25 protein-coding genes are annotated in these 24,122 nt (G+C 67.0%); 7 read left to right on the plus strand and 18 right to left on the minus strand.

Annotated features, from left to right (window positions below; all coding sequences use genetic code 11):
- Positions 1 to 200: 200 nt before the first annotated feature.
- The 3 genes from M0R89_RS14785 (at position 201) to M0R89_RS14795 (ending at position 2,479) form a co-directional block, all read left to right on the plus strand.
- Positions 201 to 884: a PHP domain-containing protein gene (locus M0R89_RS14785; RefSeq protein ID WP_248649851.1), complete on the plus strand. Its 684-nt coding sequence runs from the start codon at positions 201 to 203 to the stop codon at positions 882 to 884.
- A 26-nt stretch (positions 885 to 910) separates the two neighbouring features.
- Positions 911 to 2,005, plus strand: coding sequence for an asparagine synthase C-terminal domain-containing protein (locus M0R89_RS14790; RefSeq protein ID WP_248652279.1), 1,095 nt, complete (start codon positions 911 to 913; stop codon positions 2,003 to 2,005).
- Positions 2,006 to 2,107: 102 nt separating this feature from the next.
- The gene (locus M0R89_RS14795) at positions 2,108 to 2,479 is read left to right on the plus strand and encodes a DUF7522 family protein (protein WP_248649852.1); all 372 of its coding nucleotides are present in this window, start codon (positions 2,108 to 2,110) and stop codon (positions 2,477 to 2,479) included.
- Between the two features lie 17 nt (positions 2,480 to 2,496).
- On the opposite strand, the gene M0R89_RS14800 is transcribed toward M0R89_RS14795, so the two are convergent.
- Positions 2,497 to 3,018 (minus strand): hypothetical protein, encoded by a 522-nt coding sequence (locus tag M0R89_RS14800; RefSeq protein ID WP_248649853.1) that lies wholly within the window; start codon positions 3,016 to 3,018, stop codon positions 2,497 to 2,499.
- A gap of 220 nt (positions 3,019 to 3,238) precedes the next feature.
- On the opposite strand from M0R89_RS14800, the gene M0R89_RS14805 reads away from it, so the two are divergent.
- Positions 3,239 to 3,484: a hypothetical protein gene (locus M0R89_RS14805; RefSeq protein WP_248649854.1), complete on the plus strand. Its 246-nt coding sequence runs from the start codon at positions 3,239 to 3,241 to the stop codon at positions 3,482 to 3,484.
- A 19-nt stretch (positions 3,485 to 3,503) separates the two neighbouring features.
- On the opposite strand, the gene M0R89_RS14810 is transcribed toward M0R89_RS14805, so the two are convergent.
- The 3 genes from M0R89_RS14810 to M0R89_RS14820 all read right to left on the minus strand — a co-directional run bounded on the left by M0R89_RS14810 (position 3,504) and on the right by M0R89_RS14820 (position 8,800).
- A complete protein-coding gene (locus M0R89_RS14810; protein WP_248649855.1) occupies positions 3,504 to 5,306 on the minus strand; it encodes an asparagine synthase-related protein in 1,803 nt (600 codons plus the stop codon).
- A gap of 392 nt (positions 5,307 to 5,698) precedes the next feature.
- Positions 5,699 to 7,189, minus strand: coding sequence for a hypothetical protein (locus M0R89_RS14815; protein ID WP_248649856.1), 1,491 nt, complete (start codon positions 7,187 to 7,189; stop codon positions 5,699 to 5,701).
- Between the two features lie 132 nt (positions 7,190 to 7,321).
- Positions 7,322 to 8,800, minus strand: a complete 1,479-nt coding sequence (locus M0R89_RS14820; protein ID WP_248649857.1) for a flippase — start codon at positions 8,798 to 8,800, stop codon at positions 7,322 to 7,324.
- Between the two features lie 372 nt (positions 8,801 to 9,172).
- Between M0R89_RS14820 and M0R89_RS14825 the strand changes: the two genes are divergently transcribed.
- Positions 9,173 to 9,808, plus strand: a complete 636-nt coding sequence (locus M0R89_RS14825; RefSeq protein ID WP_248649858.1) for a hypothetical protein — start codon at positions 9,173 to 9,175, stop codon at positions 9,806 to 9,808.
- Positions 9,809 to 9,826: 18 nt separating this feature from the next.
- Here M0R89_RS14825 and M0R89_RS14830 read toward each other — a convergent pair whose 3' ends face one another.
- Positions 9,827 to 10,309: an NUDIX hydrolase gene (locus M0R89_RS14830; RefSeq protein WP_248649859.1), complete on the minus strand. Its 483-nt coding sequence runs from the start codon at positions 10,307 to 10,309 to the stop codon at positions 9,827 to 9,829.
- Positions 10,310 to 10,563: 254 nt separating this feature from the next.
- A complete protein-coding gene (locus M0R89_RS14835) occupies positions 10,564 to 11,532 on the minus strand; it encodes a transcription initiation factor IIB (RefSeq protein ID WP_248649860.1) in 969 nt (322 codons plus the stop codon).
- Between the two features lie 284 nt (positions 11,533 to 11,816).
- On the opposite strand from M0R89_RS14835, the gene gatC reads away from it, so the two are divergent.
- Complete coding sequence (gene gatC, locus M0R89_RS14840; RefSeq protein ID WP_248649861.1) at positions 11,817 to 12,095, plus strand: Asp-tRNA(Asn)/Glu-tRNA(Gln) amidotransferase subunit GatC; 279 nt, start codon at positions 11,817 to 11,819, stop codon at positions 12,093 to 12,095.
- A gap of 41 nt (positions 12,096 to 12,136) precedes the next feature.
- Positions 12,137 to 13,414, plus strand: a complete 1,278-nt coding sequence (gatA, locus tag M0R89_RS14845) for an Asp-tRNA(Asn)/Glu-tRNA(Gln) amidotransferase subunit GatA (protein ID WP_248649862.1) — start codon at positions 12,137 to 12,139, stop codon at positions 13,412 to 13,414.
- A 64-nt stretch (positions 13,415 to 13,478) separates the two neighbouring features.
- Here gatA and M0R89_RS14850 read toward each other — a convergent pair whose 3' ends face one another.
- The 12 genes from M0R89_RS14850 to M0R89_RS14905 form a co-directional block, all read right to left on the minus strand.
- Positions 13,479 to 13,649, minus strand: a complete 171-nt coding sequence (locus M0R89_RS14850) for a ZIP family metal transporter (protein WP_248649863.1) — start codon at positions 13,647 to 13,649, stop codon at positions 13,479 to 13,481.
- Between the two features lie 217 nt (positions 13,650 to 13,866).
- Positions 13,867 to 14,556 carry a universal stress protein gene (locus M0R89_RS14855; RefSeq protein ID WP_248649864.1) on the minus strand — a complete coding sequence of 230 codons (690 nt, stop codon included), beginning with the start codon at positions 14,554 to 14,556 and terminating at the stop codon, positions 13,867 to 13,869.
- Positions 14,556 to 15,980, minus strand: a complete 1,425-nt coding sequence (locus M0R89_RS14860) for an APC family permease (protein WP_248649865.1) — start codon at positions 15,978 to 15,980, stop codon at positions 14,556 to 14,558. Before M0R89_RS14860 ends, M0R89_RS14855 begins: the two co-directional genes overlap by 1 nt.
- A 133-nt stretch (positions 15,981 to 16,113) precedes the next feature.
- Positions 16,114 to 16,458, minus strand: a complete 345-nt coding sequence (locus M0R89_RS14865; protein ID WP_135851153.1) for a helix-turn-helix transcriptional regulator — start codon at positions 16,456 to 16,458, stop codon at positions 16,114 to 16,116.
- Positions 16,459 to 16,483: 25 nt separating this feature from the next.
- Positions 16,484 to 17,227, minus strand: a complete 744-nt coding sequence (locus tag M0R89_RS14870) for an NRDE family protein (RefSeq protein ID WP_248649866.1) — start codon at positions 17,225 to 17,227, stop codon at positions 16,484 to 16,486.
- Between the two features lie 103 nt (positions 17,228 to 17,330).
- A complete protein-coding gene (gene menE, locus M0R89_RS14875) occupies positions 17,331 to 18,869 on the minus strand; it encodes an o-succinylbenzoate--CoA ligase (protein WP_368408837.1) in 1,539 nt (512 codons plus the stop codon).
- Positions 18,862 to 19,926: an o-succinylbenzoate synthase gene (menC, locus tag M0R89_RS14880; protein WP_248649867.1), complete on the minus strand. Its 1,065-nt coding sequence runs from the start codon at positions 19,924 to 19,926 to the stop codon at positions 18,862 to 18,864. The genes menE and menC overlap by 8 nt, the downstream gene beginning before the upstream one ends.
- Positions 19,923 to 20,864, minus strand: a complete 942-nt coding sequence (locus M0R89_RS14885) for a 1,4-dihydroxy-2-naphthoate polyprenyltransferase (RefSeq protein ID WP_248649868.1) — start codon at positions 20,862 to 20,864, stop codon at positions 19,923 to 19,925. The genes menC and M0R89_RS14885 overlap by 4 nt, the downstream gene beginning before the upstream one ends.
- Positions 20,865 to 21,013: 149 nt before the next feature.
- Positions 21,014 to 22,045: an NAD(P)/FAD-dependent oxidoreductase gene (locus tag M0R89_RS14890; protein WP_248649869.1), complete on the minus strand. Its 1,032-nt coding sequence runs from the start codon at positions 22,043 to 22,045 to the stop codon at positions 21,014 to 21,016.
- A 79-nt stretch (positions 22,046 to 22,124) separates the two neighbouring features.
- Positions 22,125 to 22,451, minus strand: coding sequence for a HalOD1 output domain-containing protein (locus M0R89_RS14895; RefSeq protein ID WP_248649870.1), 327 nt, complete (start codon positions 22,449 to 22,451; stop codon positions 22,125 to 22,127).
- 56 nt (positions 22,452 to 22,507) lie between these two features.
- Positions 22,508 to 23,173 (minus strand): helix-turn-helix domain-containing protein, encoded by a 666-nt coding sequence (locus tag M0R89_RS14900; protein ID WP_248649871.1) that lies wholly within the window; start codon positions 23,171 to 23,173, stop codon positions 22,508 to 22,510.
- Positions 23,174 to 23,225: 52 nt separating this feature from the next.
- Entirely contained in the window at positions 23,226 to 24,119 is an 894-nt protein-coding gene (locus tag M0R89_RS14905; RefSeq protein WP_248649872.1) for a 1,4-dihydroxy-2-naphthoyl-CoA synthase, read from the minus strand.
- Between the last annotated feature and the right edge of the window lie 3 nt (positions 24,120 to 24,122).

Raw genomic sequence — 24,122 nt, forward strand, 5'->3', positions numbered from 1 at the left:
GTCTCGGAGTGTTTCATGAACCGCTTCCTTGAAGCCCGCTATTCGCTAATATCGGACGATTCACCGTCACCGCGAGAATCGGGAGGCGCGAGCGATGCGAATCGTCGCGCCGAAGGGGCCACGAGCGAGCGGGCCACGACCGACCCGGCGGCCGACTCCGTACCGAGGCGCTTTTGCCGTCCGCCTGCGAACCCCCGCCCGTGCTATCGGTCGAGCTTCACGCCCACTCGTCGCTGTCGTACGACGGCCGGGACCCCGTCGACCTCATGCTGGAGCAGGCCGCCGCGGTCGGACTCGACGCGCTGGCGGTCACCGACCACGACGAACTCTCGGCCAGTCTCGAAGCGGCCGAGAAGGCCGAGGAGTACGGACTCGTCGGGATTCCGGGGATGGAGATCAGTTCCGCGGCGGGACACGTCCTCGCGCTGGGGGTCTCCGAGCGGGTTCCCGCGGGCCTGTCGTTCGCCGAGACGCTCGACCGAATCCGCGAACAGGGCGGCGTCGCGGTCGTTCCTCACCCGTTCCAGAAGTCCCGGAGCGGCGTGATGGCCAACATCGGAAAATCGGAACTCGCCGAGGCTGACGCCATCGAAGTGTACAACTCCCGACTGCTGACCGGCCGGGGCAATCGGAAGGCCCGGCGGTTCGCCGAGCGCCGCGGTCTGCCCCAGACCGCCGGAAGCGACGCTCACATCAGCGAGATGGTCGGGCAGGCGGTCACGCGAATCGACGCCGACGAGCGCAGCGCCGCGGGCATCCTCGACGCCATCCGCGACGGCCGGACGACCGTCGAGGGCAAGCGCACTCCGTGGCACGTCAGCTTTCGGCAGGCCGCGGGCGGGGCCAAACGCCGGGTGAAGAACCGACTCGGCGAACTCCTCTGATGACCGAGCGCGAGGCGTCCCCGGAGATGCGCGGCGCGTCGGCCGAGCGCGTCGCGGAGGCGGTCGCAGCGCGGGAGTCGCTGTTCGACTCGCGGGGGTTCGCGGGTCGGCTTCCCGACGATCGCCTCGTCCGCGACTCGCTCGGACGCCAGCCGATTTTCGCGGAGGGTGACGGGGACGCCGAGTGGTCGTTCGCTCCGGGCGACCTCGCCGACCCCGAACCGCTTCCCGCGGGACACGTCTGCGACCCCGCGAGCGGTGATTCCGAGCAGATTTTCTCGCTCCCCGACCCGCCGACTGCGTCCGACGCCCGCGAAGCAGTCCTCGACCTCGAAGGCGCGCTCCGGGAGGCGCTGGCGTCCGTCGCGCCCGACGACCTCGCGGTCGCATTCTCGGGCGGCGTCGACTCGGCGGTGGTGGCCAGCGCCTTCGACGCGCCGCTGTACGTCGTCGGCTTCCCGGAGAGCCACGACGTCGCGGCGGCCCGGCGCGCGGCCCGCCTGATGGGCCGAGAGGACGCCCTGCGCGTGGTGGAACTGTCCCCGTCGGACGCCGAGCGCGCGGTGCCCGAGGTGGCCCGCGCGACCGGTCGGACGAACGCGATGGACGTGCAAATCGCGCTTCCGCTGTACCTCGCGGCGGAGCGGGCCGCTCGCGACGGCTACGACCGACTCGCGGTCGGGCAGGGCGCGGACGAACTGTTCGGCGGGTACGCGAAGGTGGCGCGAGCGCCCGAGGACCCCCGCGTCGAGGCCGAGACGGTCCGCGGTGCCGCCCGCGAGGCCGTCGGGACGCTCCCGGACCAACTCGAACGGGACGTGCTGGCGCTGCGCGCGGCGGGCGTCGAACCGGTCGCGCCGCTACTGGACGACAGAGTGGTCCGGACCGCGCTCTCGCTTCCGGGCGACCTGCTGGTCGATTCCCGGGGCGAGCGCAAGAAGGCGTTCCGACTGGCCGCCCGCGAGTTCGTGCCCGACGGGGTGGCGTTCCGCGAGAAGAAGGCGGTCCAGTACGGCAGTCTGGTCGCCCGCGAGGTGGACCGACTGGCCCGGCAGGCCGGGTTCAAGCGCCGCATGGACGACCACGTCTCGAAGTACGTCGCGTCACGGGTCGGGGAGTAGCCGGTTCGGCCTGCCGTGCATCGGGAATTTCTCGCTCCAAATCCGAACCGAGTCATGTGCTAGCCAACCACACTAATAGGCGAGTGAGCCGTACCGGTCGGTATGGACGACCCATCGGAACTCACGCGGACTCTCCGAACGGAGGTCGGCGACGCGCTCCGAATGGTCGCAGTCTACGAGGAGACGGAGTTCGACCACCTGTATCTCCGCGACGACCTCGACTCGCAGTACTCCCGAGTCGACCTCGAAGCGCTCCGGCGGGAGATAATCGTCCTCGGTCTGGGGAGAGAGAAGGTGGACGAGGTGACCGCTTCGGGGTCGCTCCGGCGCATCGTCTACGAGACCGAGGACGTGTTCGCGGTTCAGACGCCGACCGACACCCACACCGGAGTGTTCGTCTCGTTCGACTCGTCGAAGCGAACCCGCCTGTTCGACGTTATCGACGTGATCCGAGACCGAGTAGAGGTTCCGTGACGGGCGGTTTCGGAGGTTCAGCCCTCTTCCACCAGTTCGGCGAGTTCGGCGCCGATCGACTCGTCGGCCGAGAACGAGAGCCGTTGGCGCTCGTTGTCGATGACGATGGTGATAGTCGCTCGCTCGGCGTCGGTTTCGACCGCCTTCCCGGCGACGAGGAGCATCACCGACAGCAGGACGAGTCCGGCCCCGTTCATCGCGTCCCTCGTGGCGACGACGACGCCGACCAGCAGGCAGAGACCGCCGCAGGCGAGGAACGCCACCGAGAGGTCCAGTCCCTCGCCTGCGGGCTTGGTCTCGACCGCCCGGATGTGGTTGTAGCCGATGGAGGTCGTCTCGTCGCCGGTCGCGAAGACGACTCGACGGTCGGTCGCGGCGAAGGAGGTGGGCGTGTCGGGGAGCGTCTGCCACTGATTCGCCCAGCGAACGTCGGACCCGGTCCACGAGAGGCGAATCTCCTCGGCGGACTCTAATTGGTCCCGAAACGGGACGTCGCGCTCGTCTGGAGCCTCTTCGGTCCCGTGCCGACCGGTACTCATGTAAGCGATTTATTCAGAACCGGGGTTAATTAACTTTCTTAAATGTCAAGACGACGCGCCTATTCGAAAGGGGATTAGCGTGTTTCGACGTACCCCTCCGAGAGGTCGCAGACACGTCTAATCACGACCGCGCACCTACAATTCCTTAACGCGCCGTAGTGTCAACTTAGCCTACCCTAACCTCCGTATATTAATTCGGCAGTGTGTTGTGGGTCTGGACATGCAGAACGCCGACCGGGAACGAACATTCCTCGCAGCGATTCGCCGCAGAACGAGCGTCGCGTGGGTCGTGGGGCAGTCCTCGGCGAGGTACTTCTCCCGGAACGTCGCCGAGATGGGGTGGAGAGATAGACTCTTTCTGCCGGTCGTCGCCGTGCTACTGCTCGCGCTTGCGCTCCTCGCTCCGGACCTCCTCTCGGACGACACCTTCGGAGAACTGTCGCCCCACGCTCCGGTTTCGGTCTGAGGAACCGGCACGGGCGGAATTACTCGTCGTCGTACCCCGACCCGTCGGCGATGACCGCGGTCGGGTCGGTCCGGAGCGGTCGCTCGGGTTCGTAGTCGGCAGTCGCCACCAGCGTCAGTAGGTTGTAGAGTTCCCGACCGGCGTACTCCTCGCCGTTCCGAACGACGGTGCCGAGCGCGGCGTCGTCGAACGGCGTCTCACCGGCCCGCCGGACCTCGGTCGCCAGTACGTCGGTGAGTCCGTCGCTCGCGCCGTCCCTCAGCAAGGAGGCCACGGTGTCTCGCAGACTCGGATACCGACTGACCAGGTCGAGCGCGAGCGTCTTCGCTTTGTGCCTGAGGGAACTGACCGGCGCGTCGTAGTTGGCGTTCTCGATGTCGCACAGCGCCGGGTCCAACTCCTCGAGGAAGGCCGCCTGCAATCTGCTACGGCGCTTCTGGTCGGCGGGTACGTTCATCGCGTACTCGAAGAACGGGAGCGAGTAGAACGGCGAGACGCTCCAGCAGTAGTAGCGATTCCGGTCCTCGCCGTGGTTGAGCCAGTTGATTCCCCGCTCTCGGACGAGGAAGTGGACGTACTTGGCGTCGTAGGTCCGTTCCGGATACGACTCCAACCGGACTTCGACCGATTGGACGAGTCGCTCGCGAGAGACGCCCGTGAGGGTCGTGACCTCCTCGGGGTCGAAGATGCTGTGAGCGTCCACGACGAACTCGGCGAGGTCACGCCGAGAGTCGAACTCCCGCGGCGGAGTCAGGTCCGGAAGCGCCTTGTCGCCGCCGTCGCCCGTGACGTAGGTGAACTTGCCGTGACGGGCTTCGATTTGTTCGAGGAAGTCCAGCAGGAACGACATCGCGAGGAAGTTCAGTCCCTGCTTCATCTCCAGCAGGTCGGTCCGATGGCCTTCGGTGCGTTCGACGGCGTAGCGCTCCCACTCGGCGTCGAGCGCGTCGGCGATGCTCTCGGCGAGTCGGACGTCTGCGGTGTTCGCCTCGTTCGGCTTCTCGAAGGTCGCGGTGGCGTAATCGGCTCCGATAGCCTCGTACCCACCCGCGACGGCCCGCGAGTCGAGGCCGCCGCTTAGCGAGACGACGTTCGGAAGGTCGCCCGTGTCTCGGTTCGCGCAGGCCGTCTCGAACCGGGACGCTAACTCGCGGGCGTTCTCCCGAACGCTCCGGTCGCCTCGGGGCGTCCCCTCGAAGTCGTGTCGATAGAGGCTCTCGACGCGAACGTCGCCGTCGATGCGAACGTAGGACCCCGGCGGGACGGGTTCGACCGAGTCGAACAGGGTCCGAGTCCCGAGTTGATACCCGAAGAGGAGCGTCTGGGCGAACGCCGTCACGTCCGGTTCGAGCGAGTCGCCGTAGTGGCGGGCGAGACTGCGGACGAACTTGAGTTCGCGGGAGAGGACGACGTTCTCGCCGACGGTCGCGTGGTAGACCGGCAGTCGAGCGAAGGCGTCGTTCACTACCGAGAGCGCCCCGGTGTCTCTCTCGTAGGCCAGAAGCAGGAAGTCTCCGTCGCGGTCGGAGAGCCACGCCCGGACTTCTTCGAGACGCTCGTCGAGGAGTTTCGAGCCGATGGACCGGAGATGGCGCTCCTCGTCGTTCACGTCGTAGAGGTGTCCTTCGAGGAGGTAAATCGCGTCAGCGGTCTCGACTGTCTTCACGGGGTATTCAGCGTAACCAGTCGACCCGAGAAACGAGGTACCGTCTGCTGCGTGGACTGTTCGCTCGTAGTCCTCGCGGAAGCAGACAGTGCGGAGCGACGCCTCCTCCGCTCCCTTCCCAGTCGTCTGGCCCTGAACGAATGAAATTCCGGGCATTGTGGATTGGTCCAGAACCTGTGGGTGTATTGTTATATTGTAGTTGTGACTGAATTTCGGGGACGATGAGCGCGACAAGCGAGGGCTGAAACAGACAGTATGATTACAATTACGCCGAAGTTATCCGGAGAGTAGCGGGTGGCTGCTCCCGAGTCCACCAACACCGTTGTCGCCGGTTCGTACGTCCGAACACGGGCCTTAGCCTGACCATCGACAGCAACAGGACCCGGCGCTCGGTTGTAACGTTCGCCGCGTAAACGTTCGAAATATTCCCGTATAGCTATCGGTGGCCTCGTGGTCCCCGTGACAGTCGTGAAACGTATTCAGGCACCCCCTGAACTCCAAATAGGTGCTACAATTGGAGGCAACTACGCGCAAAGAGTGCTCGGCGATTAGGAGCCGTCTTCGACGCGGACGTTCGCAGGGCCGTCGAGTCGGAACCCCGTAATCTCACCGGAGAAGCGGTAGCCGTCCTTTCCGCCGATGACTCGGCCGGAGATTTTGCCGTCGGTGATGGTGTCGTGGTCGTTGACCGACCCGAGCGCGGCGCTCTTACGGGCCGTGCCGCTGAACTCCACGGTGTACTCGCTGGACCGTCGAGGGGCGTTGCTTCCGTCGATAACGAGTTTGTTCGGAAGCACGAGGTCGTTCACGCTGACCTCGTTACCGCCGTACTTCAGCGTCCACTTACTCTCGTCGAGGTTCATCGAGACGATGTCGCCGTCCACGAGGAAGGAGTCGCCGTAGCCGTTGCCCGAGAGGCCGGAGACTGTGACCGTCCCGTCGCCGTTACTCGTGACGGTGTCGTTGTCCTCGGCGGCCACGTCGCCCGACGAGGTGCGCTTCTGGACGCTCCCCTCGACCGTGAACTCGTAGGTCGTGTTCGAGGTGGACGACCCGGCGACGAGTTCGAGGACCGTTCCGGCGGCGTTCGAGTCGTCGGGACTGGTCGTGGTCGAATCGGAACTATCGCCGGTACTCGTCGCGCCGCTCGCGGCCTCTTTCGCGGTCGTCGGCACGCCGTTCGGTATCCGGTAGCGAGGGGTGCCGGCAGAACTGCCGGAGATGCTGGCGCTGTCGACGTAGGTGTGGGTGCCCCCGGAGAAGCGCGTGTTCTCGAGTTGGACTACGGCGGGCGACTGCCACGAACCGTCGCTGGCGTAGATGCCGTTGTGGATGTCGCAGTCGATGAGCTTCGTGGTGTTGTAGAAGCCCCAGTAGCCTCGACCCGCGCCCTTGCTCACGCAGTTCTTGCAGTACGAACCGTCGGTCCCGAGGCGGAAGTCCGCCGTCGGGTTGTCGGCGGCGTAGGAGTTCGTTATCTGTACCGTCCCGCCGCCGCCGGGGTTGGGGTGGTCGTCGTGGTTACCGGGACCGCTCGCGTAGACGCCGTTGCCCGCCCATCCCTGAATGTTCACGCGATCGATGTCGATGTGACCCGTGTGATACGCGTGGACGAAGATGCCCGTCGTCAGGCCGGCGGGAGCGTCGTACCCGCCGTCGCCGAGGTAGACGTTCTCGATGGTTCCGGACCCGCCGTTGGGGCACATCGCCACGAGGGGGTCGTCTACGTTGGCGTCGAAGTAGCCTTTCACGCCGACGTTGCGAATCGCCCAGCCGTCGCCGTTGGCCGAGATGCGGTAGCCCGCGCCGTCGGCGGAGATGTCGATGAGCGCGTTTTCGAGTGTGTCGCCGTCTCCCAGACTGAAACTCCGCACTTCGCCCGCGGGGACGGTAATCGTCTGGAAGTCGTCTGCGGCGCTGACGCCCGTGCTGAGTGCCGCGGCGGATATCGCGGCCGACCCGGCTAGCCGGAGATAGTTCCGTCTGCTGACGTTCGATGCCTCTCGTGACGGCTCACGTGCCGTTTCGTCGCGTGCCATGCTACCTTCAATGCTTAACCCATGTTTTAAGTATTTTCCGGTTTCATGAATGTACAATCGAGACGGAGCTTTGCTCGAACCAGAGACGTGAGAACCTGAGACGGGTCGATTCGATAAGGGCACTGAGAGACACTACTCGCTCAGCAGGAACGATTTGGTCGAACTGATATCTAAGAGGCCCGTTCGTATCGCCAGCACGGACCAGATGGCGACGCCGAACAGCACCACGCCGACCAGCGAGAACACGTCGGAGACGTACCGAGTAGCCAAGAGAACCGGAACGCCAACCCCGGCCGTGACGACGCCGACGAGCGCGACCGGCCGAACCAGTCGCTTCGAGTCCAGCGGGAGTTCCGAATACATCACGAAGACGTTAGTGAACGTGTAGATTCCGAAGGTAATCACGGTCGCGACGGCGGCCCCGACGACGCCGAGTTTCGGGATGAGAACGAGATTCAACAGGAAGTTGGCGACTGCCGTCGAACCCTTCGCGATGGCCCGAACGCGCGCCCGACCGAGGAAGTCCAGCGCCTTCGTGGTGGTCTGGTTGACGGCTCTGAGGACCACGTAGACTCCGAGGACCTGCAGGACCGGCGCGGCGCCGAGGTACGCCTCGCCGAAGACGATGCGAATCGTCGGTTCGGCCACGATGATGACGCCGACCGCACCGGGGAGATACAGAAGCAGGGTGTACTCCAGCGTCTTCCGGTACATCCGGGCGGCCTGGTCAAGTTGCTCGTTCACCTTCTGCTCGCCGTAGGTCGGCGAGATGGAGAATCCGAGCGACCCCGCGAGGACGGTGAGCGACGAAGAAATCTGCTTGGCGAGCGTGTAGAACCCGACCGCGGCGGGATTGAGCAGGACGCCGATGAGGATGGTGTCGATTTTCGTGTTGAGGACGCCCGCCCCGCGAGTAATCATCATCGGCGCGCTGTATTCGAGAATCCGCCGGGAGAGGCCCTCCTCGGGTTCGTCGGCCTTCTCGTAGTTGCTGTAGAAGTACTTGTAGAGGACGCCGAAGCCGACGACCATCGCCAGCGCGGCACCGACGAGATACCCCAAGAGGGCACCGAGCGCGCCGAATCCGAGAACGAAGACGAACAGGACCGCGAAGATAATTCGGTTGACGTTGTTCACGACCTGCACGAGCGCACTCCACGAGACGCAGTTGAACCCCTGAAAGAGCAGGCTGTTGAAGACGCTGAGCGAGTGGAACCCGAGGTACACCGCGCCCACGAGCAGTAGCGGTGCGACCGCGGGTTCGCCGATGAGTCCGGCGATGTAGTTCCTGCCGAGCGCGAGGGCGCAACCGACGATGCCGATGAACAGCAGTCGGTACTTGAGCGCCGTCTCGAAGACGTACGGGACCTGCGAGGCGTCCGACTCCTTGAACTCCGTCACGTAGCGGGCGGCGGACTTGGCGAGACCGAGGTCGCTGAACAGGCGCGCGACTCCGATGACAGAGAGCGCGAGAAACAGGATACCGTACTCGTCGGGGCTGAGGAGGAACCGGGTCAGCAGGACCATCAGGACCGCGTTCGAGAGGACGTGGACGGCCCGCGCCAGCACGGTCATCTTCAGTCCTCGGGCGAGGCTATCTTTCACAGCCATCCGGCTTCCTCCGTCGAGTAGCCCCCGTTCGCGTCGATTTCCCGACCCGCACCGAGGCCAGATACGTCTCGGAGGCGGTTCGCCGACCTACTCATGTTGAGCGTATCAAAGCCCGAGACGGCTTTTGTTCTATCCGGCATGTTCCGTTCTTACGCTCTCTGTACTCCCGAGTTAGGACGGGCCTGTCCGCCGTCTCAGTCTGACTCGGCCGTACTCGGAATCGTCTCGCCGTCCGACAATCCGCGAAACTCCGGGAAACGACGCGTTGCTATCCCAAATCCTCGCTAATCGAGGAGAAAAGCAGTTTAATCTGGGTTGAGAAACATCACCCGTTAAACACCTCCGAGCGGTCGGTTGTACCGGGTACAGACGATGCCTGACGAAACACGAGACGCCGAAGCGACCGACGGAATCGACCGAAGAACTGTGCTGAGAGGGGCGACGGCCGCCGGAATCGCCGGCGTGGGGGCAGTCGGGACCGCGAGCGCCGAGGAGTGGAAGCGACTGCGATTCAAGTCCGCGGGTGACGAGACGTTCCGATACCGCGTCAGCGTCAGCGGGGAACTCAAGCGCGAGGCCAACCGCGACGGCTACGACACGCTCGTTGACGACAACACGGCCGAAGGCGCGGCCAGCGGGGGCGGATACGACGACTGGCTCTTCACGGGGGACATCACCGAACTGGACCTCGAAGGGCCGGGGATGGTGCTGAAAGAGGGTGAAGTCGTCGAAGACACGACCGAAGACGAGAAACTGACGAACACCGTCACGCTCGAAGCCGACGAACGAGTCTCCTACAAGTTCCGCGTCTCGGGAAGAGTCGAGAAGGGACCGAAGGCCGGGACGCTCGGCGTGGACAGTATCGAAGACAACGTCGTCCGCGGGAAAGTCGGCGGTTCCATCGAGGGCAACTCCGACCCGGTGGACGACTACCGCTACTCGGGGTCCATCACCGTCGAGGAGGCGAGCGGTCCGCTGACGGTGACGCTGGACATCGACGGGTCGTAGCGAAAGCACGCCGGCCGACTACTCGGACCGCGATTCGACTTTTTCGATGGCTTCCGAGCCGATTTGGACCACTTCGGTCGTGAGGTCGTCGCGACTGCGCAGGTCCTCGGGCGTGAACCAGACCCACTCGTCGGCGTCGGCCTCGTCGTCTCCCTCGGGGTCGACGTCCCGGTTTGCGGCCTCGGCGAAGTAGACGAAGTCGATGTGCTGGTGGCCGACCTCGCCGTCCGGATACACGTCGATGTCGAACAGCATGACGTGTTCGGCGGGCGGGAGTTCCCGGCCCGCCTCGACCGAGACGTCGGTCTCGGGTTCGAGCAGGTCCACGTCGAGGCCGGTCTCCTCGCGGACCTCGCGGCGGGCGGCCTCTCGGGGGAGTTCGTCGCGGTCCACGTGGCCGCCGGGCGAGAGCCACATGTCGAGTCGGTCGTGGTGGTGCAGGGCGACCGCGCCGTCGTTGACGACGTAGGTCGTCGCGGTGAAGTGGCGGGTGGTTTCCATGTCGGAGTCGTGGGACGGTCGGGGTTTGCGAGTTACGGTCTCGATTCAGACGGGAATACGCTCGGAGAATCGCCAGTCGGTAGCCTATCGTTCGAGAACGCGGCGATTCCGCCCCAATCACTCTTCGAGCGCATGGAAACAGCACTATAATCGTCTAAACCATAATTTCGATGCTCAGAGAAACAAGATTGTTTCTGCGATGAGCGACGGCGGGCCGCTAACACGTCGCGTCTACGTTCGGTAAAAACGGACAGTTAGGGCGCGATGGCGTCTTCCTTCGCTTCGAGCAGTTCGTGGTAGCGGTTACGAATCGTGACTTCGCTGATGTCCGAAACGTCGCTGACCTCGCTCTGGGTCACCTTCTCGTTGCTGAGGAGGGCGGCGGCGTAGACGGCGGCGGCGGCGAGTCCGACCGGCGACTTGCCGCTGTGGATGCCCTTCTCGGTCGCGGTGTCGAGCAGGTCGCGGGCGCGGCGCTCGACTTCGTCACTCACGCCGAGGTCCGAGACGAACCGCGGGACGTAGCTCTTGGGGTCGGCGGGTTGGATTTCGAGGTTGAGTTCCCGTACCACGTAGCGGTAGGTCCGAGCGATTTCGTCCTTCTCCACGCGGGAGACGCCGCTGATTTCGTCCAGACTCCGGGGCGTGCCCGCCTGCCGGGCGGCGGCGTAGAGCGCGGAGGTGGCGACGCCCTCGATGGAGCGGCCCGGAAGGAGGTCCTCGTCGAGCGCACGACGGTAGATGACCGAGGCGGTCTCGCGCACGTTGTCCGGGAGGCCGAGCGCGGAGGCCATGCGGTCGATTTCGCCGAGCGCCTGCTTGAGGTTGCGCTCCTTGCTGTCGCGGGTGCGGAACCGCTCGTTCCACTTGCGAAGCCGCTGCATCTTCTCGCGTTGACGGGACCCGAGCGAGTTGCCGTAGGCGTCCTTGTCCTGCCAGCCGATGTTGGTCGAGAGACCCTTGTCGTGCATCGTGTTCGTCGTCGGCGCGCCGACGCGGGACTTCTGGTCTTTCTCCTTGGAGTCGAACGCGCGCCACTCGGGTCCGGGGTCGATCTGGTCCTCGTCGACGACTAGACCGCACTCCCCGCAGACCGTCTCGCCGCGCTCTTCGTCGGCGACGAGGTTCCCGCCGCACTCGGGGCAGTGGTTCTCCTCGCGCTCGGTCTCTTGCTCGTCGGTGGTTCGCTCGTCGGTGTGGGTTCGGGTGCGTGTTTCAGTCATGGTGGATTTGAACGAGAGAGCTATCAGTAGGTGGGTCGGTCGCCGCAGACGGGACGGTCAATACCGGGTCAGAAGACGTACTCTAGTTGTGGCCGTTCCTACTTAAAGACTGTGGCAACGCGCGATTTCTCCGATTCCCGTCATCGACCACTCATCCCGCTTCTCGACGGTCGAGCGGCGTGTCTCGGGTTCTCACGGCGACCCCCCGATTCGGCAACCTTTAGTACTACCTTCGAGGGGTCGGTATCGAAACCCTTACCGCTGGCCCGCGGGACGTGACGTGTATGAGCGACACGTCTCCCGGTCCCGAGGAGGTCCGTCACGTCGCCGACCTCGCCCGCGTCGGACTCGACGACGACGAGGTCGAGAAGTTCACCGACCAGTTCGCGGACATCCTCGACTACTTCGAGACGCTCGACGAGGTGCCCGAGGTCGACCGCGAGGCCGACCTCGTGAACGTCATGCGCGAGGACGAGGTCCGAGAGAGCCTGAGCCAAGAGGAGGCGCTGGCGAACGCACCCGAGACCGAGGACGGCTACTTCAAGGGGCCGAACGTCTCGTAACCGCCGACGACCATTCAAGACCGAACCACCACCATCTACTCATGAGCGCAGACCACAACATCTTCGTCACCGAGGAGACCGTCGAGGGCGCGGCCGACGGCCCTCTCGCCGACAGCACCGTGGCGGTCAAAGACAACATCAGCACCGAGGGCGTCCGGACGACCTGCGGGTCCGAGATGCTCGACGACTACGTGCCGCCCTACGACGCCACCGTGGTCGAGAAACTGACCGAGGCGGGCGCGACCATCGTCGGCAAGGCCAACATGGACGAGTTCGGCATGGGTTCGACCACCGAGACCTCGGCGTTCGGCCCCGCCGAGAACCCCGCGGCGCCCGGTCGCGTCCCCGGCGGGTCGTCTGGCGGGAGCGCGGCCGCTGTCGCGGCGGGCGAGGCCGACCTCGCGCTGGGGAGCGACACGGGCGGGTCCATCCGGAATCCGGCGGCGTTCTGCGGCGTCGTCGGCATCAAGCCCACCTACGGCCTCGTCTCGCGCTACGGCCTCGTCGCCTACGCCAACAGCCTCGAACAGATCGGCCCGCTCGCTCCCACCGTCGAGGAGGCCGCGGCCCTGCTCGACGTCATCAGCGGCCCGGACGAGCGCGACGCCACGACCCGCGACGAGGGTGCCGACTCGGACTACGCCAGCGCCGCGACGGGCGACGTCGACGGGACCACCGTCGGCGTTCCGACCGAACTCGTGGAGGGCGCCGACGAGGGCGTCCGCGGGCGCTTCGAGGCCGCGCTCGACGACCTCGAATCGCAGGGCGCGACCGTCGAGGAGGTCTCGCTCCCCTCGGTCGAACACGCGGTGGAGGCCTACTACGTCATCGCGATGTCGGAAGCGTCCTCGAACCTCGCGCGATTCGACGGCGTGCGCTACGGTCACTCGGGCGGGTTCGACGGGAACTGGAACGAGGCCTTCTCGAAGGCCCGCGAGGAGGCCTTCGGCGAGGAGGTCAAACGCCGCATCCTGCTGGGCACCTACGCGCTCTCGGCGGGCTATCACGACAAGTACTACAAGCAGGCCCAAGACGCCCGCGCGTGGGTCAAGCAGGACTTCGACGAGGCCTTCGAGTCGGTGGACGTGCTGGCCAGCCCCACGATGCCGACGCCGCCGTTCGAGGTTGGCGAGAGTCTGGACGACCCGCTCCAGATGTACCTCGCGGACGCCAACACGGTCCCGGCAAACCTCGCGGACCTGCCCGCGATTTCGGTTCCGGCGGGCGAAGTGGACGGCGGTCCGGTCGGAGTCCAGTTCGTCGGTCCGGCGTTCGGCGAGGAGGAGATAATCCGCGTCGGGAGCGCGGTCGAACAGTAGCCCACGTTCTCGCCGTTCCGTACGCTGTACCCTGTTTTCGCGACGCCGCGAACGGCAACCGTTCTCACGTCAGCACGAAGGACGTCAGGAACCCCGCGACCGTCCCGAAGGCGACGTAAGGACCGCCGCGTTCGTAGGCGTCGGGCATCGCCTCGTCGGCGACCGGGGCGAGGACCGCCCCGCCCGCGAACGACCGAACGACCACCAGCGGGGTCTCGCCGAACTGGGTGAACACGAGATTGCCGACGACGAGGCGCTCTACGCCGCGATGCCGACGAGCGTCGCCGTCAACGGCGACGTTGCACGAAACTCCCGTTCTCGTCTGCGCCCGATTCTACTTCCATTCGATCACCGCACGATGCTGTCGGGGTTACGAGTAGTGGCGAAGCCGGGTGTCGACTCGAAAAGTCGGCGCCCCCGACTTCTCGCTCCTCGGGCGCTCGCGTCTCGCGCTACTCGTCGCGACGAACCACGAGTACCGGCCCGACCGTCTCGGCGGCGACTCGTTCGGTCTCCTCGCCGAACACCAGCGACCGGAGCGACGGTGCTTGCTCGCCCATGACGACGGCGTCGTGGCCCGCCACGGCGTCGACGAGCGCCTCGAACGGGTCGACGCCGGTCGCGAGTTCGGTCCGAGCGTCGATGCCCGCCGCGGCGAGCGTTTCGGCGGCCTCCTCGAGCGACGCCCGATTCTCGACAGTCTCCTCGTCGGCGGCGCGAAACAACGTCACGCCTACGTCGCGGCCGCCGACCAAGTCGGTCACGAACGATAGGATGCGCTCGACGGCGACGTCGCCGGTCAGCGGGACGAGCAGGCGTTCGACCGGGCCGGTCGCCCCGGTGATGGCGTACGCTCGCGCGTCGATTTCGTCGGCGACCCGGTCGACGGTCTGGTCCCGGTCGTGGGTGAACACGAGTCGGTGGTCGACGCTTGCCCCCGCTTGGCGGAACTCCGCGGCGAGGTCCTCGAGCGCCTCGGTGGCGCGGTCCTCGTACTGGAGGCGGGCCTGGTCGGGTGGCGTCTGTTCGGGCAGGACGTGGTAGCCCAAGACCGTCACGTCCGCGGTGCCGAGCAGGTCGGTCAGGCCGGTCGAGACCGACTCGCCCTCCAGCACGGCCACGGGAACGAGTACGCGCGTCATCAGAGAGCCCCCTTCAGTGTGACGTCCCGAGCGTAATAGAAGTACCACCCGGCGCTCACCAGCATGATGGCGATGCCGATGATCTGGGACGCAGGCTGCATGAACCCGATGAGCGCGAAGCTCGTGAGCGCGCCGAGCGCGGGCACGAACGGATAGCCCGGCACCCGGAAGTCCGGGTCGTACCACTCCGGTTCGTCTCGACGGAGCGCGACGAGCGCGACGCAGATGAGGCCGTACATTATCAGGTGCAGGAACGACGCGACCTCCGCCAGAATCTCGACCTGTCCCGTCGTCACCAGCACGAGTATCGGACCGCCGGCCATCCCCAGCGCGACGTGGGGCGTGCCGTACTTGAGGTTGATGCGACTCGCCCATTGGGGGAGCAGGGCGTCCTTCGAAACGGCGTAGATGGCCCGCGAGGTACTGAGAACCGACGCGTTGGCGCTCGACATCGTGGCCAGCAGTCCCCCGAACACGATGGCGAGCGCCCCGGCCGACCCGAGGAACTCCCGGCCGACCTCGACCATCGCCGTCTCGCCGAGCGCCGCGAGACGGTCGCTGCCGAACGCGCTCGTGGCGACGAAGACGGTGACGACGTACATCACGCCGACGACGAGTACCGATCCGATCATCGCCAGCGGGAGGTTCCGGCCGGGCCGCTTCATCTCCCCGGCGACGGTCGCCACCTGCGCGAACCCGAGATACGACGTGAACACCAGCGCCGCCGTCGTCAAAACGGGAATCGAGCCGAACGGCGCGAACGTCTCGGGCGCGCTCGGTTGGCCGACGACGCCGAGCGCGTCGAGGCTACCGTAGAGCAGGAAGACGGCGAGAATCGACAGCAGCAGCGCGACGACTCCGTTCTGGAGCTTCGCGGCGTTCTCCGTTCCGGTGACGTTCAGCACCGTGAACCCCGCGCCGAACAGCAGCGCGAGCGGAACCACGAGTCCCTCCCCGACCGCCACGCCGAGTTCCGCCAGCGTGTCCACGGCGTAGAAGCCGAAGCCCACGAGGTAGAAGGCCGTGGCGAACACCAGTCCGAACCACAGCGAGAGGCCGACGACCGCGCCGGGAAGCGCCCCGAGTCCGCGGGAGATGAAGTAGTAGCCCCCGCCGCTCTTGGGCATCGCGGTGGCGAGTTCGGAGGCCGGAAGCGCGACCAGCAGCGCGACGACTGCCCCGATGGCGAACGACGCCGCGGCGGCGGGGCCGGCCCGTCCCGCCGCGAGTCCCGGGAAGACGAAGATTCCCGCACCGATCATCGTCCCGATTCCGATGGCGAGGCCGCCCGAGAGTCCGAGCGTCCGCTCCAGTTCGGCGTCCTCGGTGATGGTCGCCTCGTCGGTTTCGACCGTGGGTTCGCTCTCGGGGGCCCGTCCCTCGATGTTGGTCCCTCCCGGCGGTGGCGGCGTCTCGCTCCCCATAGACAATTTTCGTCTCTCGGAGCGCATATCTCTACTGTCCAAAGAAGCAGTTCGGACGGGGAAGCCGCATCTCGTCGCGTATCCGACGGCGCATCGAATCGGGGGCGACGCGAAAAGCGAACGGTCGAGACGTCTACTCGCTGTACGCGAGGTTCATAATCCACTGCGAGAAGGCGTCGCTCTCGGCGTCGACTTCCTCCTCGCCGATGAACGGCGAGAGCATGTCGCCCGCCATCAACAGCGAGAAGTCGAGGTCGCGGGCCGCGGGCGTGATGAGGTAGGTGTTGTGGCCCTCGTAGACGGTCTCCTCGCGCTGGACGAGTCCCTTCTCGTACAGCGACTCCACGATGCGACTGCCCTTCCGAGAGTCCACGTCGAGTTGCTTCCAGAAGTCGCTCTGGTGGATGCCGCCGGACTCCCGGACGAGTTCGAGTCCCGCGCGCTCGGCGTCGGTGAGGTCCTCCTCGGATACTGCCATACGGAAACCACGGGCCGCGGGCGGTTTAAATCTGACCGTCCGACTCGCCCGTCTCCTCCACCGTAACCGCCTCGTAGTCGGTCTCGCAGGGCGCGTCGTCGGCGAACCAGTAGCGGCCCGTCCCGTCGGCGTCGACGGCGACCAGCGACGACGACCGGGTGCCGTAGCCGTCGCCGTGGACGCAGGCCCCGAGGTCGTGGTCGCGCAGGACCGCCTTCGCGCGCTCGAACCACGCCGCGGCGCCCCCGAGTTCGGTGGCCGATTCGTCGGTCGTGGGTTCGGGGCGGACCGCCTCGCGGATGCGCTCGGCCTTCGTCGCGGCCTCGTCGTACCCCTCGTTGACCACGACGTGGACGCCGGGGTCGAAGTTTGTCGTCCGGAGGACGCCGTCCCACTCCAGCAGTCGGGCCTGCTCGCGGTCGGCGACGACGAGGTTGAACCCGGCGTACCGGCGGTCGGCGAGTTCGCTCTGGACGAACGCGTCGGCGGCGCTCGCCGACTCGCGGGCCAGCGCGTCCCGGACGAGCAGGCCCCGCGAGCGCTCGCCCTCGATGTCGGTCCGGCGGTTCGTGACGGCGACGAACACGCCCGCGTCGTTGTATCCGATCCACGTCCCGCCGGCCTCCTCGTCACGCGGCGCGACCACCCGGGGGTTCTCGTCCAAGACGCCCGGCGGGCGAGACGGGCGGCCGAGCGCCTCGTCGCGGTTCGCCGCCGCGGCTATCGGCGCGTCGTCGAACATCTGCCACGCGAGGATTAGGGTACACACGTCTACGACTACGGACGTATCGGGCTAAAGTGTCGCGGCCTCGGCAGTTCCCGTGCGAACGTCGGCGAACGTCCGCCAAACTGTGGACCACCCGACCGCCGACCTACGCATCGCGCTCGCGGCGAAGTCGCTCCCGGACCGCCTCGCGCTCGACGGTCCCCGAGGCGGTTCTGGGCAACTCGTGGGCGAACGCGACCGTTCGGGGTCGCTTGTAGCCCGCGAGTCGGTCGTCGCAGAAGTCTTCGACGGTCTCTCCCGTGAGGTCTGCGCCATCTTCGGGAACCACCAGCGCGGCGACTCGCTCGCCCCACTCGTCGTCGTCCAGTCCGACGACCGCGGCGTCCCGCACGTCGGGATGCTCGCGCAGGGCCTCGACCACCTCGCCGGGGTGGACGTTCTCCCCGCCGGTGATGATGCGGTCCTCGCGCCGGTTCAGTACCCAGACGCGTCCGGCGTCGTCGCGGTAGCCCACGTCGCCGGTGTGGAAACCGTACTCGCCGAAGGCCTCGGCGGTCGCCGCCGGGTCGCCGTAGTAGCCTCTCATCACGGTCGGCCCGGAGACGACGAGTTCGCCGGTCTCGCCCGCGGGCAGGGGGTTGCAGTCCTCACCGACCACGGTCAGGTCGGTCCACAGCATGGGCCGCCCGACGGTTCCCCGATGCTCGAACGCCTCGCGGGGCCGGGCCGTGGCGATTTGGGAGGCGGTCTCGGTCATGCCGAAGGTCGGGTGGACCGGCACGCCGCGGGCCTCGCACCGCGAAAGCAGTTCTTCGGACGCTGGCGCACCGCCCAGCAGGACGAACCGCAGGGAGTTGGCCAGCGAGTCGCGCGCGTCGAGCATCCGACGGAGCATCGTCGGGACGAGCGAGACGCCCGTGACGCCGAACTCGGCCATCGCGTCCGCGGCGTCTTCGGCGTCGAAGCCCTCCTGCAGGACCACCGTCGTCCCGTAGAGCGCCGACCGGAGGACGACCGATAGCCCGCCCATGTGGTACATCGACAGGCAGAGCAGCCAGCTATCGTCGGGCGTCACGCCGAGTCGGAAGGCCGAGGCGGTGGCGCTCGCGAGGAAGTTCCCCATCGACAGCGACACCGCCTTCGGGTCGCCGGTCGTGCCCGAGGTGAACAGCATCGCCTGCGGGTCCGCGCGGGACCACGATGCCGGGTCGAATCCCGCGGAGTCGCGCTGGCGAAGGGCCGCCACGGCGTCCTCTCCCTCTCGCTGGGGAGCGTCGACCGACGCGACCGGCACCTCGGAAATCGCTACCGCCTCGCTCTCGGTCTCGCGCTCGCAGACGAGCAGGTTCAGGTCCGCCGTCTCGGCCTGCCGGGCCAACTCCGGCCGGGCGAGACGCGCGTTGAGGGGGACCAGAACCGCCCCGAGTCGCATCGCGGCGTGGACCAGTCGGACGAACGCGACTCGGGTCTCCATCAGGACGCCGAGGTGGTCGCCCGGTTCGAGACCGAGCGCCGCGAGTCGGGCGGCGGTCTCCTCGACCGCCGAATCGAGTTCGGCGTAACTCCACTCCGCTCCATCCTCCGCCTCGACCAGCGCCGTCGCCTCGGGGGAGGTCCGCACTCGTTCGGCCAGCCAGTCGTGCATCTCTTCGTCGTGATTTCGAGTAGTTCTCCCGTCAGTCATGGTGTCCCCACGTGTCCGCGGTGCCGTTGCCCTCGCCCTGCGGGACGACCGCCCGGCCGTCGGCGACCGGGGCGATGTCCGGGCCGAGGTCAGACTCCAGCAGTTTCCGGGTGGCGAGTCCGCAGGCCGGAACGTCGGGAATCGCGGCCGCGACGTGGACCGCGGCGGTCCGGGCCACCGCGCCGTCGATAGTCGTGGTCACCACCGGTTCGACGCCCGCCTCGCGGGCGCGCTCGGCGACCCCGACCGCGGCGCGCGGGCCGCCGAGCGCCATCGGTTTCAGGATTACTGCGTCCGGGTCGGCGTCGAGCGCGTCCCCGAACTCGACCTCCGCGAGCGTCTCGTCCAGCGCGACCGGTCCCGAGAGCGCGGCGAGGCCCGCGATGTCCGTCGGGGCCAGCGGTTGCTCGACGTAGGAAAGCCGGTCGCCGACCGCGTCGAGGAACTGCTGGGCCTGCTGGCGGGTCCACGCCGCGTTGGCGTCGGCCCGCAGTTCCGTCTCGGGGAGCGCGTCGGCCACGGCCTCGATTCGCTCCACGTCGGCCGACAACTGGCGCGCGCCGACCTTGACCTTCAGGCACTCGAAGCCCGCCTTCGCGGCGCGCTCGGCCTCGGCGACGGTCTCCGCGACGGGCGCGTCGCCGACCGTCGCGTTGACGGGGACGCTCTCGACGCGCGCCGACTCGTCTCCGGCGGAGTCGGGGTCGTCTCCGGACTCGCCGAGGCGGCGATACAGCGGGACGCCCTCGCGAGAGGCGCGCAGGTCCGCGAGCGCGAGGTCGAACGCGTGGCGGGCGGCCGGGGTCGAGTCGAGGTCCCCGAGCAGGTCGTCGGGGTCGGCTCCGCCGTCCACGGCCTCGACGGCGTCGGCGAGGACCGACTCGCACTCGTCGTAGTGTTCGGTCCACCCCGGAAGCGGCGTCGCCTCCCCGACCCCGACGGCGCCGTCGTCGGCCTCCAGTCTGACCAGCAGTCCGTCGCGGCGCTCGATGGTTCCCCGAGCGGTGTCGAGGGGGTCGGCCAGCGGGAGCGAGAAGGGGCGAACGGCGCCAATCATACGATCAGACCCAGCGCGAACAGGACCGAGTGGGCGGCCAGTAGCTTGCCCGTCTGTTCCAGCGCGGGGTTGAGCGCCTCGCCGGAGGTGTCGGTCAGCATCGTCCGCGCAATCGTGGCGGCGTAGGGAACCGTCGCCAGCGGCAGGAGGACCGCCGGGGAGTAGCCCCGCGCCAGCCAGAACCAGACGGGAACGGCGTACGAGAGCGCGAGCAGACCGACGAACTCGGCCCTGCTGGCCCGGTAGCCCACGAGGACCGCGAGCGTCTTCTTGCCCGCCTCGCGGTCGGTTTCGAGGTCCCGGACGTTGTTCACCACGAGGATGTTCGTGGAGATGGCCGCGACCGGGAGGCTGGCGACGAACGCCGCGAGCGTGACGGTCCCCGCCGGGATTCCCGTGGGGAAGGCCCCGGCGAGTTTACTGGCGGCCTGCACGTAGAAGGTGCCCATCACGGCGACGACGCCGAAGAAGACGAAGACGAACAGGTCGCCGAGACCGTGCGACCCGAGCGGGTAGGGACCCCCGGCGTAGGCGATGCCGGAGACGACGCTCGCGAGGCCGACGACGAGGATGGGGAGTCCGCCGACGTACACGAGGTAGACGCCGACGAGTATCGCCAGTCCGAACGTGGCGTACATCGCGCGCTTGACCGACTCCGGGGCGATGAGGCCGGACTGGGTGACGCGAGTGAACCCCTCGCGCTCGTCGGTGTCCACGCCCTTCACGGCGTCGTAGTAGTCGTTGGCGAAATTGGTGCCGATTTGGATGAGTGCCGCGCCGACGAACGCCGCCAGCGCCGGGAGGGCGGCGAACGTGCCCTCGTGGACGGCGAGACCGACGCCGACGACGACGGGGGCGGCGGCCGCCGGGAGCGTGTGAGGCCGGGCGGCCATCAGCCACGCCTCGCGGCGGGAGTGTTCGGTAGCCATGTCGCTCATTGTCGGCAGTTACGGCGAGCGAACAATAGCGTCTGCGGTTTCGGCAGAGCGGACGCTGCGGAAGTGAGTGTCCGGGAGAACCGCACTTCGCTCGTATCTACTCCTTGTCGCCAGAAGCACTTAAACGAGGGCGGGGAGGCGGGCGCCGCTCAGTCGTCTCCGGTCGCCCTGAACTCGCGGGCCGCCTCGCGCAACGTCTCGGAGATTCCCGGCACCTCGTCGGGCGACACCTCGCCCTCGGCTTCGATTTCCTCGATGGACTTCGGGAACTCTCGGAGCGAGTAGTGGACGTCGATACCGGCGTTCGCGCCCTCGCCCATCGCGACCGGAATCTGGTTGTGACCCGGCGTGAGGTCGCCCACGGCGTAGACGCCCTCGACGCTGGTCTCGCCCGCGTCGCCGACCGCGACGGTGCCGTCGTCGTTGCGTTCACAGCCGAGTTGGTCCACGAGTTCCGCGTTGTAGTCCGACCCGTACATCGGGAACCCGCCGCGGTACTCGCGGAAGGTGTCGTCCTCGAACTCGAATCCGGACAACCAGCCGTCGTCGCTCTTCTCCATCCCGGCGACCTCCGCCTCGACGATTTCGACGGGGTGGGCGCGCAACTGGCGGTCGGTCTCGTCGCTCCACGTCGGTTCGTCGCCGCGGGTCAGCAGGTCCACCTCGTCGGTGAAGTTGAGCATAATCATGGCGACGTGGGCGGCCGACTCGCCGGCCCCCATCACGAACACCGGTTCGTCCACGAACAGGTAGGCGTCGCAGTGGAGACACCAGTGGAGGCCCCGACCGGTGGGCGGGAGCGGCGGGTCGGGGCGCTCGTCGTTGAACCCCGTCGCCAGCACTACCCTCTCCGCGGTGAAGTCGGCGTCGTCGTCTCCTTCTCCCGTCGAGAGCCGAAATCTCCCGTCGTCCGTCTGTTCGACGGACTCCACGTAGTCTCGAACGTAGTCGGCTCCGTACCGCTGAATCTGGTCGCGGGCGGTCCGGAGCAGTTCCTTGCCAGACACGTCCTCGGTGACGCCGATGACGTTGTGGGTCTCGGTCATCATCGCGGCCCGGCCCCCGCCGCGGTTGACGACCACGGTGTCGTGGCTCAGTCGCGTCGTGTAGAGCGCGGCCGTGAGTCCCGCGGGTCCGCCCCCGACGACCGCGACCTCGTACTCCCGAGTCTCGTCGGTCATGGAGTCGTTTTGGGTCGTGACGGCCTTAAGCGGGCGGGCGGCGGCGAGTTCGGTCGGTTCACCGCGACGGTCGGTCCCCTCAGTCGGACGCTTCGTCGGTCGTCGAGCGACGCTCGACTTCGACTCGCCCGCCGCCCGAGACGGTGACCTCGTGGTCGTGGTAAGCGAACGACACCTCGACACCATCTTGACCGGAGTCCCGGTCTCGTAACAGCGCGTTGAGAGCGTCCGGGTCGACAACGGTGTACAGTGGTTCGAGAACCTCCGCAGAATCGGCGGCGTCTTTCGGCGCTATCGCGTCGGTACCGGAAGCCTCGGCCACCGCGGCGATAACGCCCTCGCTAAACGACTCCGACGGTGATATCTCGTAGGTGAAAATCGGCTGTTGCATTCCCTCGCTGGTCATCGCCTCTCGGTACTCCCGCCGGACGGGTCAACTCCGCCGTTACCCATGTAACCCGTTTAAGTATCGGCGTCTCCTTCGCCCGTCAACCCGCTCTCGACGATGATGCGATAGCCCCTGCGCAACCGCGACGAGAACGCCTGTCGGCTGATGCCGAGTTCGGAGGCGAGCGCGTCGAGGTCGGTCTCGCGGGGTTCCTCGTAGTACCCCTCCTCGTACGCGAGTACCAGCGCCTCGCGCTGTTCGGGCGTGAGGCCGAACGCGTTGCCCGTCTCGAACTCCGAGAGGTGGCTGAGTTTGGCGAGCGACACGTGGATGTCGTGGTCGTCGCAGTACTGCTTGAACGCCGCGAGCGCGTCGGACGTCTCGGCCCGGAGTTCGAACGTCCATCCGTTCTTGGAACCGGTGGCGGAGACGACGGTCACGCCGGTTTCGGCGATGGCGGTCATGATGCCGAGGAACTCCGGTTCCCACTCGGCCCGGAACAGTCCCCTTTCGCCGAGGTCCTCCATCAGCACCGCCGACCGCAACTCGGGGAGGCGGTCGAGCGATTCGCAAACGTCCGTCATGTCGGCGCTCTCGTCGGTCACCCAGAAGTACGGCATGACCGTGTCGGCGCTGGGGACCACCCGGTCGAGTTCGAACACCGCGTCGGGGAAGTCCTCGAACGCCTTTCCGAGGGGGAACCCGTCGGCCGCGAGGACGAAATCGGCTATCGAGGTCACGGTACCGTCCGTAACCCGGTTCGGTCCCGATTCGGTTAAAGCTACGCCGGGGTCAGTAGTGCCAGTCGAACTCGTCGAACTCCGGTTCTCGCCCCTCGACGAACGCGTCTCGACCTTCCTGCGCCTCGTCGGTCATGTACGCCAGTCGGGTCGCCTCGCCGGCGAAGACCTGCTGGCCGACCATCCCGTCGTCGGTGGCGTTGAAGGCGTACTTGAGCATGCGCATCGCGGTCGGACTCTTCGAGTTCATCTCCTCGGCCCACTCCAGCGCCACGTCTTCGAGTTCCTCGTGGGGGACCACCTCGTTGACCATCCCCATGTCGGCGGCCTCCTCGGCGTCGTAGTTCTTCCCGAGGAAGAAGACTTCGCGGGCCTTCTTCTGACCGACCTGCTTGGCGAGGTACGCCGACCCGAACCCGCCGTCGAACGACGCCACGTCGGGGTCGGTCTGCTTGAAGACGGCGTGGTCTTCGCTGGCGATGGTCATGTCACAGACCACGTGGAGGCTGTGGCCGCCGCCCACGGCCCATCCCGGCACCACGCAGAGGACCGGTTTCGGGATGTGGCGAATCAGGCGCTGGACTTCGAGGATGTGGAGGCGGCCGCCCTTCGCGGCTTGGTCCGTTTTACCGTCTTCGCCGCGGTACTCGTAGCCTTCCTCGCCCCGGACGGTCTGGTCGCCGCCCGAGCAGAACGCCCACCCGCCGTCCTTCGGCGACGGGCCGTTGCCCGTGAGCAGGACGCACCCCACGTCGGTCTGGCGCTTGGCGTGGTCGAGCGCGTCGTAGAGTTCGTCCACCGTCTTCGGTCGGAAGGCGTTGCGGACTTCGGGTCGGTCGAACGCGATGCGGACGGTGCCCGAATCGACCGCCCGGTGGTAGGTGATGTCGTCGAAGTCGGGACCCGCCGACTCCCATTTCTCGGGGTCGAAAATCTCGGATACCATGTG

Source organism: Halorussus limi, assembly GCF_023238205.1.
In the GTDB taxonomy this organism is placed as follows: domain Archaea; phylum Halobacteriota; class Halobacteria; order Halobacteriales; family Haladaptataceae; genus Halorussus; species Halorussus limi.